Below are 2,399 nucleotides of genomic sequence, written 5' to 3'. Positions count from 1 at the left end.
GCTGGTCGGTGTCTTTTTCTTTTACTAATACATATTTTAAAGGAAAACGGAGTTAAATGAAATCCGAAGATTTCATCTAACTCCGCTTATTATTAGGGACTTATGTCACAGTCCCTCTTTTTTTATGTTAATAATAAAAAAGTCTAATTATTATTTTTAGCTGGTGATGGTTTGTTATAGCCATAAGTTCCAGGAACTGAAACCGTATTGTTTGGATTGAGGCTCGGATCAGCAGCTCCTGGTAGGTGAAACGCGCTATTGGCTGGCGGAGTTACCGCTACTTCTGCTGAGTGAGATAATTGTGGAATCCAATCATAAGGAATCCGATAGGCCCGATAAATTAGATGATCAGCAATATATGGATAAATATATTCCCAAACTATTTCATGACTTGGCGTAATCTCTAAGAAACGTCCGCCGGCACCTTCGTCAATTAATGTATTTCCATTTGGAAGTCGTTGGACGCTACCCTGTAATGGGGAGTAGAAGTAATTCGCGTGGGCTGCTGCTTTATAGCCCATATCCTTTGCAGAAAAACTCCATTTCTTTTCTAAAGTAATTGGGTTAAATTCAATAACTTCTGATCCATCAATGCGTGTTGTTTTCATTCCGGTTGAGGAGGTTTGATTAGGTGCACCATAGCCGGCCCAGCCTCCATTATTGAGAGCAAGAATATTTCCTGCGCCAGGTAAGCCTTTAGGAATTAAATGTACATTATGCATCCCTACTAAAGGTCCTAATTTACGTAAAGCAAAATTCTTAGTAAAGTCGGGACCTAATAGCCAAACGATTTTCCCAGTATCGTGGTCAACAATCCAGCTCATCATTGCTTCACGTGAACCCATTAGAATGTTATTCGGTTTAAATCGCTGGTCACCCTGATCAAACCATTTATTTGGTCCAAGGTAGCTAGCATAATTAATATGAAATACATCCCCTTCATTACTAGCAGATTGAAAGTTAGGGTTCCTAAAGATTGCATTTTTTTGTTCATCGGTTAATGGGAAATCATTAAAATGATCTAATGTACTCCAAGACCAAAGCTTGTTGCCATCGCGGTCAATTTCTAATAAGACATGGTCAAGAAGAGGATAGGGCGATATTGAGTCAATTTTTCGATCATGGTGAGTAAGGAGTAAAACTTGTTTAAAGTCATCTTTTGTTTCTTGTCCAGGTACAAAATACCCCACAGGATTTCCATCAAGCTGATAATCGTGGTGTAATCTTGCAACCCATGTTTTGCCGATACCTTGATCGATAACTTCTTCGTTGTGAGTAAATGACCATTGAATATTACCATCCCAATCAATTTCGGTTAAATCGGCATAGTCTTGATAAGCGTCACTGCTTTTTCGACAGCGTAAGGAGCCAAAAACTTTACCACCTTTAATCATTTTATTAGGGAAGCCTTGTAGATCTTTCCATTCGTGAACAATTTTTCCGTTCATATCGATTAAGATTGTACCTTCATTTTTAGCATTGAATAGTGTATAGCCCGACCAAGTTTTACTAGGTTTGAAGTTAGTAACTCCGGTTGGAAATATTGATTGTCCCATTTTTTCCACTCCTTTGATTATTCAAAACTTAGAAAGTAGTAAGTGCAAGCTAGAGAGATTTTTTACTGTTGTTACGATAGCAGGTTCTGTGGTGTTTAGACCGGGGATAACAAAATAATCTGGTGCTTTTAACAGGATCTGTTCTTAACACTTTACAGATATCGCTTACATTATTGATCAAATAAATATTATAATCAATAATTTTGCAGAGCTAAGAATTGCTAATTACTTTAAGATTGGCATATCATAGTAAATATTAATAGCACACAAACCTGAAGCCAAGAGCTGCGGTAATTAACCGGGATTCTTGAATTCATTCTAGAAAAGCAGAAAAGATAATTTCATCGGGCTAAGTTAGATGTGGTAGAAGTAATTTTTTGAAAAAGTTAGTGATAAAAATTACGTGAGTTTTTACTAAATTAAAGAGTATTTGCCAATTATTCCTGCTTTAATACATACAATTTAATTCGAGAAAAAGTAGAAAGTTCGGCTATTTAAAATAGTGAAAAAAGTTAATAAAAAAGTGTTGACGAGGGAGTGAAATCCATGTATAGTAATTACCGTTGTCAAAACAGTGATGTGCTGTTGAGATGCTTCAAGTTAAAAATTATAAATAATTATTGACATCTGATTGACAACATGATATATTAACAAAGTTGCTGATTGAGTTATTGATTAGAAGGGATTCAAAATTAGTTAAAATTTCTTCTTGACAAGTTAAATTGATATATGATATAATAAATATGTTGATTGACTGCTTGGTTAGTTAACTGGTAGACCTTTGAAAACTGAACAAAGTTTCGACGAATCAAATGTGTAGGGTCTTCAATCACGATGTGATTT

The 2,399-nt window shown here is 35.5% G+C and carries 1 protein-coding gene; it reads right to left on the bottom strand.

Features of this window, described 5'->3' with window-relative positions:
- Positions 1-143: 143 nt before the first annotated feature.
- Positions 144-1,556 (bottom strand): arylsulfotransferase family protein, encoded by a 1,413-nt coding sequence (locus H5S41_RS00135; protein WP_182601451.1) that lies wholly within the window; start codon positions 1,554-1,556, stop codon positions 144-146.
- Positions 1,557-2,399 lie beyond the last annotated feature (843 nt).

The sequence above is a fragment of the Limosilactobacillus albertensis genome, assembly GCF_014145555.1.
GTDB lineage: Bacteria > Bacillota > Bacilli > Lactobacillales > Lactobacillaceae > Limosilactobacillus > Limosilactobacillus albertensis.
This window is presented reverse-complemented; position numbering and strand designations above follow the sequence as displayed.

Coding starts and splice junctions, on each gene's coding strand:
- H5S41_RS00135 (WP_182601451.1), bottom strand. CDS start 1,556: ATGGGACAATCAATATTTCCAACCGGAGTTACTAACTTCAAACCTAGT.